The 6,445-nt window shown below is 49.8% G+C and carries 4 protein-coding genes and 1 pseudogene; all 5 read right to left on the reverse strand.

Going from position 1 to position 6,445, the window contains the following annotated elements; genetic code table 11:
* Window positions 1-214 precede the first annotated feature (214 nt).
* Complete coding sequence (locus tag NFR55_RS08435) at window positions 215-826, reverse strand: TatD family nuclease-associated radical SAM protein (RefSeq protein WP_251548256.1); 612 nt, start codon at window positions 824-826, stop codon at window positions 215-217.
* Window positions 827-868: 42 nt separating this feature from the next.
* On the reverse strand, window positions 869-1,636 hold the full coding sequence (locus NFR55_RS08440) for a TatD family hydrolase (RefSeq protein WP_251548258.1): 768 nt from the start codon (window positions 1,634-1,636) through the stop codon (window positions 869-871).
* Window positions 1,630-3,600 (reverse strand): methionine--tRNA ligase, encoded by a 1,971-nt coding sequence (gene metG, locus NFR55_RS08445; RefSeq protein WP_251548260.1) that lies wholly within the window; start codon window positions 3,598-3,600, stop codon window positions 1,630-1,632. The genes NFR55_RS08440 and metG overlap by 7 nt, the downstream gene beginning before the upstream one ends.
* A gap of 117 nt (window positions 3,601-3,717) precedes the next feature.
* Window positions 3,718-6,132 (reverse strand): ABC transporter ATP-binding protein/permease, encoded by a 2,415-nt coding sequence (locus NFR55_RS08450; protein ID WP_251548262.1) that lies wholly within the window; start codon window positions 6,130-6,132, stop codon window positions 3,718-3,720.
* A gap of 88 nt (window positions 6,133-6,220) precedes the next feature.
* A pseudogene (locus tag NFR55_RS08455) lies at window positions 6,221-6,445 on the reverse strand (hypothetical protein); the annotation flags it as partial.

Below are 6,445 nucleotides of genomic sequence, written 5' to 3' on the forward strand. Positions count from 1 at the left end.
TTTTTGCTCGCGCTCTCTCGCGCCCTCTAAAGGGGCATAATTGCGCGAAATCGCCTTCTTCGGCATATTTGTGCGCTTTTCAATCGCAATCGCGAAAATCCTTTTCGAGATTACGGCTGCCATACTTTTCTCATGGCTGAGATTGCCGCGTCGGGCTTCGCCCTCCTCGCAATGACACGGGTAGCCGCATATATTGTCGCAATAACAATGTTATTTACTTATATTTCTCGTTGTCCGAAATGTGTTGCCTTACGGCGAGCGGTATGCCCATATCCGCAGCCAATTTTCGACAGCGGCGTATGCTCACGTTGGGAATTATATCCACCGCCGTAAAGCGGGTGGATATGCCCGCCTCTTTGCAACTCTTCGCAAAGTCCAAAATTTCGTCGTGCGCGAACATGCCGAATTTGGGGTGGCACAGGTTTTGATACGCTCCGCGGTCGGCTTCGTTGAGCGAAACCGAAACTTCGTCTATCTTGCCCGCAAGCTCGGGCACTATATCGCGCTCGTTTATGAGTCTGCCCTGACCGTTGGTGTTGAGCCGCACTTTTGCCCCTCGCGACTTTAAGTATTCGGCGGTTTTAACGAGAGTGTCGAAATTGTAAGTGGGTTCGCCGTAGCCGCAAAAAGTGACCTCTCCGAGCGGGTCGGGCAACTCGTCTATCGCCTTTTTCATATCCTCGAAATCGGGCTCGCGGGAAAGTTTCATATCGTAACCCACAAGCGCGTCGGAGTTGGAGCGAATACAAAATTCGCACCTGTTCCCGCAACGGTTGGTTATATTGAGATATATCTTCCCTTTGAGTTTGTACAGATAATTATCCATTCCTATCCTTTTTGGTAACGTTGTTTTCTCGTGCGCAAAAAATCATTTCATTTTCGCAAACGCCCTATATGCGTTGTCGCGAGTAATCTTTATTATTTCTTCTACCGAAACGCCTCGTATTTCTGCTATTTTTTCGGCTTGAAAGCGCACGTATTTGGGGTAGTTGATTTCTCCGCGGTGCGGAACGGGCGCAAGATAGGGGCAGTCGGTTTCTATGAGTATACGCTCGAGCGGCAACGCGCTTATTATTTCGCCCGCCTTGGAATTCTTAAAGGTTATACTGCCCGAAAAGGATATGTAAAACCCCATATCGGCGTAAACGAGGGCGGTTTCCTTACTGCCCGAAAAGCAGTGCATAACCGCGCCCGCGGTAACGCAATCGCGATGTTTGCTTATAATATCGTAAAAATCGCCGTATGCGTCGCGCACGTGGAATATAGCAGGCAATTTCTTTTCGCGCACGAGTTCGAGTTGTTCGCAGAGAACGCGGTGTTGAGCGCGTTTGTCGGTGTCTTCGTAATGGTAGTCAAGCCCTATTTCGCCTATCGCCACGCACTTGTCGGAGTCGCAAAGGTCGGAAAGCGCACCGAGATAGCCCTGCCCCGCCGTTGCCGCGTCCGAGGGGTGAACGCCAACGGCGGCGAAAATCTTTTCGTTTTCTTCGGCTATCTTAACCGAATACGCGCTCGTGAACTCGTTGAAGCCCACCGCTATTATGCGCTCCAGCCCGTCGGCTTGCATGTTGTCTATTATTTCCCGCGCCCCGCCGTATTTCACGTCGGTAAGATGCGCGTGAGTGTCTATCAGCATACTTCCGCTCCGCTCGCTATCGCGCTCTCGGGCGTTACGAGCACCAACTTGTCGCCCTCCGACGCGCAAAGTATCATGCCTTGGCTCTCAATGCCGCGCATTGCTCGGGGCTTGAGGTTAGCCACGAGCACAACCCGCTTGCCCACCATTTGCTCGGGCGTGTAGTGCTTGGCTATGCCCGACACCACCGTGCGCGTTTCTTCGCCCACTTTGAGCGTGAGCTTTAAGAGTTTATCCGCCTTTTCCACCTTTTCGCAGGCGATTACCTCGGCAACGCGCAACTGCGTGCGGAAAAATTCGTCAATGGTTATAAGTCCGTTTTCTTCGCTCATTTCCTTTTTATCCTCTTTCTTTTCTTTGTTTTGCTTGTCTGCCTTGCTTTTCGCCTTGCCGTCCTCTTTTTCGCCGCTCTTTTCGAACTCGGCAAGCTCCTTTTTCACGTCCAGCCGAGGAAACAGCGCGTCGAGCGCAACGGTTTCGTAAGATTTCACATTGCCGTATTCGAGCCCGTCGAACGAACTCGGCGCTTTAAGTTTGAGATTGTCGAGCACCTTGCCCGCCGTTTCGGGAATAAAGGGCGCAAGCAAAACGCCCGTAATGCGTATAGCTTCGGTTAATACGTAAAGCACTTCGCCCAGCCGCTCGGTTTTGCCCTCTTTAATAAGCACCCACGGCTTGGTTAAATCTATATATTTGTTTGCCGCGCCCACGAGGTCGAATATCTTTTCGAGCGCGACTTGCGGCTTGTATTCGTTCATCGCGGCTTTAACCTCGCCGTAAAGCGCGTTCATTTGCGCTATGAGCGGCAGGTCGTCGCTCTCCGCTTTGCCCTCCGCGATTTTGCCCGAAAAATATTGCTCGTTCATTTTCACGGTGCGGCGCACGAGGTTGCCGAGGTCGTTGCAAAGGTCGGCGTTTATGCGGGTTAAAAATGTTTCTGCGGTAAACGCCCCGTCCGCTCCGAACGGCATGGCGCGAAGCAGATAGTATCTGAGCGAGTCTTTTCCGAAGCGCGGCAAAAGTTCGAAGGGGTCAACAACGTTGCCCTTCGACTTGCTCATTTTGTCGCCGTTAAACTGAAGCCAGCCGTGCGCAACCACCTTTTTGGGAAGCGGAAGCTGTAAAGCCATGAGTATCGCCGGCCATATTATGGAGTGGAAACGCACTATCTCTTTTGCCATGAGGTGCAAATCCGCGCTCCAGTATTTTTTCATCTGCGGCGAAAGTTCTTTGCTTTCGGGATTGTAGCCGAGCGCGGTTATATAGTTGCTGAGCGCGTCCACCCACACGTAAACTATGTGCCCTTTGTCGAACTCCACGGGCACGCCCCACTTAAAGCTGGTGCGCGACACCGCCAAATCCTCGAGTCCCGCGTCTATAAAGTTGTTTACCATTTCGGCAACTCTGCTCTCGGGCTGCAAAAAGTCGGTTTGCGTGAGAAGCTCGCGCACTCGCGGCGCGTATTTGCTCAGGCGGAAAAAGTAGCTTTCTTCCTCCGCGTCTTGCACCTCTCTGCCGCAGTCGGGACACTTGCCGTCTTTGAGCTGAGTTTCCGTCCAAAACGCCTCGCACGGCGTGCAGTATTTGCCCTTGTATTTGGCTTTGTATACGTCCCCCTGCTCGTACAAACGCTTGAATATCTTTTGCACCGCGGCAACGTGGTAATCGTCGGTGGTGCGAATGAATTTATCGTAAGAGATATCGAGCGCGTTCCATAGCTCTTTGATTTCGGCAACGAGTCCGTCCACGAATTGTTTGGGACTCACGCCCGCCGCCGCCGCGCGTTTCTCTATCTTCTGCCCGTGCTCGTCGGTGCCCGTAAGATAAAACACGTCGTACCCTTCCATGCGCTTAAACCGCGCAACGGCGTCGCCGTATACGGTGGTGTAGCAATGCCCGAGATGCCACTTGCCGCTCGGATAATATATGGGCGTGGTTATATAAAATTTCTCTTTCTCTGCCATAAACTCTTTTCCTTTTAACCGTGTACTATATATTATACCGCAACCGAGCCGCTAAAAGCAACCGTTTGCGCGGTACATTATATAGTGGGTGGCCTATGGCATTATCCACTAATTTTATTACAAATTTTTGATTGCCTCTATGGGTTTTTGCCCCGCGATTTTTATAAGCGGCAACAGCGTAGCCGCAACGGGCAGTACGAACGCGCCGCCCAAAAGCGTAAGCACGGTAAATATATCCACCCTCAAATATGGAACTTCGAGCAGTTCCGAAAACCTGTAAAACGCCGCGCTCAAGTGGTTAAATCCCAACGCCGCGCCTATAATTGCCGCAAGCGCAACCGCGCAGGTAATAACGGATATAATCAATGTTTCGAAAATGAAAATTTTCAGCAAATCTTTGTTAGACGACCCGAGGGCGCGAAGTATTCCTATTTCTTTGCGGCGGTTCATCACGTTGTAGGAAATCAAATTTATTACAAACAACAGCAGTAACAACGCCATTATGACGGACAATGCCAAAAATACAATTTTGAACGTCCACAAATCTTCTTCGAAACCGTAAACAAAGGAAAAATATTGTATTCTTTCTCCGTCCGTTATGGTTTCTCCTACGTTACTCACATATCCTTGATGATATTTTCGGAAATCCACGAGAAATTCTTCGGGCTCTTTTATGCTCGCCAAGTTTATCAAAATTTCGACGTCTTTATCCAAACGCTTCATTACGTACTCGAACGCGGCTTCTCCGAAAAACATTCGGGTATCTTTTTCATCCGCCAAGTTTCCGTACGATGAGGGCGGCGTTTCTTCGTAAAATTCTATGCCCGCGAACTTTAACGACCGCACTTCGCAATACGTTTCCCCCGAGGCGTATCCCTTAAAGCAAAAATCCATTCTCTTCCCTATTTGCTCGGGCATTTTCAACACCGTTTGCAAATCTCTCGACACATACGACCACCTCGGGTCAGCCTTGAAATATTCGCAATACATTTCGTATGTAAACACAACTTCGTCGTCGGCAAGTTCCAACTCCCTCGAAGGTATCATGCCGTTTTCCGTCATTACCGCCGAATTACTGCGGTTGAAATCTTTTTCTATCCGCATTTCGCCCGAATATGCCGCTCCGTCCAAAAACAGCGTAAGTTCGGAATACTCTTTGTCGGTGTTGTACCAATTCGAATATATCTTCTTTACCGCGTTCTTTTCGGTGTAATATTCGTCAAACAAAGCAAATTTCGAAAGAGGATTTACGCGGGTATCGTCTATCACTCCCGCCAAAATCAAATTTTCGGAATTTTTGCTTCCTACCTTTTTGCCTATAAGATATTCGGCGGGATGAAAGTCTTTTACAAGCGGCTCTTTTTTTCCGTCGATTTCCACAACCGAACTCATCGAGTCGTATAACTTATCAAGCCCCGAAAGCGTGATATAATACGAAGAGTCGTCTATTTCGATATACTCGCCCGCAAAAACAAGTCCCATATCCAAAATATCCCGCGAGCTTTCCACCTCTCCGTTTTTAATGAAAGTTGAATTTTGCGTAATGTATTGCAGAGTAGAGGGTTCTAAAATGTATCCGTATCTGAATTCCGTAATATAATGCGTTTGCCCCTGCCTTACGCAGATATAATCTATGCCGTTCTTTTCGATAAATTTCGCCATGGTTTTCTCGGGCGAATACGCGCTCACGATTTGCGCGACCAACAGCACAAAAACGGTGCATATCGCAAACAACGCGGTACACACCGTTTTGACTTTTCGCTGCATTAAATTATTCGCGCCCATCTTAAAGCAGGTGCTTATAGGCAAACCGCACCTTTTTGCGTTGTAAACTTTTTCGCCCTCGTCCGCGTCTATTTGCTTTCCCGTATCCGAAACAATCTCGCCGTCGGCTATTTCTATTATTCTGTCGGCGTATTTTTCCGCGCTCTCTCGGTCGTGCGAAACCGCGATAACGAGTTTTTCACGCGATATCTCTTTGAATATCTCCCATATGCCGTTGCCCGTTGCGGCGTCGAGATTGCCCGTCGGCTCGTCGGCAAGTATCAGTTCGCTGTCTTTTACTATAGCCCTCGCAATCGCCACGCGTTGCCTTTCGCCGCCCGACAGCTCTTGGGTTTTGCGCGTTAAATACTCTTCGCCGAGCCCCACTTTTCGGAGCGCGGAAAGCGTTTTTTCTTTGGTTTCGCCCTTTTCGCCCAGCCGCAACGCAAGCGCGACGTTGCCGCTCACGTCGAAATCGCCGAGAAGATTATAGTCCTGAAACACGAACCCCACGCAACGATTGCGGTATGCGTTGTAATCCGCCTGCTTAAAGTCCTTGAAACTTTTGCCGTTAAAGAAAATTTCGCCGCTCGAAACCTCGTCTAATCCGCCGAGGATATTGAGAAGCGTAGACTTGCCGCTTCCGCTTTTGCCGAGTATAAACACCATTCCCCTGTTGCCGATATCGAGCGAAATATCTTTCAACGCACGAGTCTGCAACTTGTTTTTGGCGGTGTAGTCCTTCCCTACGTTTCGAAGGCGTATCATCTCTTCCTATCCCCTTGCGTTCGTATAAGATAAGTATACACCATAAAGCGCGAGTTGTCAATATGCGATTTTTTTTCGCGTTGCGCTTTTACTTGTTTACGCTCTTTCTTTTGCGCAGGAGTATATATGTTGCGCCGCAAAGAAGCGCCGTAGCCGCCATGCCCGCGTTTGCTCCCGCAGAGCCGAAACAGCCGCCTTTGTCTTCCGAGTCGGAAGAACCGGGCTTGTTGTCGCCGTCGTTGTCGCCCGGATTAGGGTCGGGGTCCGGCGTAGGGTCGGGATTAGGCGTAGGGTCGGGATTAGGCGTAGGGTC

The organism is Pumilibacter intestinalis (genome assembly GCF_943193005.1).
Lineage (GTDB): Bacteria > Bacillota > Clostridia > Christensenellales > Pumilibacteraceae > Pumilibacter > Pumilibacter intestinalis.